We start from the raw sequence: 530 nt of genomic DNA on the forward strand, positions 1-530 counted from the left end.
ATCTTCCAGACGATTGCGGGCGTGGCGCTTGCCGCGGCAGGCGCTGCGTCGATGTGGCTGATTCCAGGCAACAAGTTCGGCATCGACATGATGCTCATGGGAGGATCGTTGGCGCTTGGCGGAATCGCGCAAATGCTCTCGCCACAAACGCCTACACCGCCTACGGCAAACCAGCATGGGATGCCAGGTATCCAAAATGTGGTCGCTCAGGGCGGGCCCGTACCGTTGCTCTATGGCCGTATGCGCGTGGGTTCGACCGTGATCAGCGCCAGCATGCTAGCCGTCGAAGCGCATGTGAGCGCCGTGCAAGAGGAGGCTGAGAAAAACTCTCTATCACAAGCGAGCGGCAGTTTGGCTGAACAATTCAAGACGCCCATTAAGAGCCGCCTGTGTTGCACCACGGTCGATCTGATCTCCGAGGGGGAAATTTCCGGTTTAGCAGAAGCAGATCAAGTTAAGCTTCGCTCGGTTTATTTGGACGGCGTGCCGGTCGAAAACAATGATGGAAGCCGTAATTTCCAGGTTGAGCA

The 530-nt window shown here is 57.0% G+C and carries 1 pseudogene; it reads left to right on the plus strand.

Annotated elements, in window-relative coordinates:
- Positions 1-530 (plus strand): annotated as a pseudogene (locus QCE79_RS33510) (hypothetical protein); the annotation flags it as partial.

The sequence above is a fragment of the Caballeronia sp. LZ003 genome (assembly GCF_031451465.1).
In the GTDB taxonomy this organism is placed as follows: domain Bacteria; phylum Pseudomonadota; class Gammaproteobacteria; order Burkholderiales; family Burkholderiaceae; genus Caballeronia.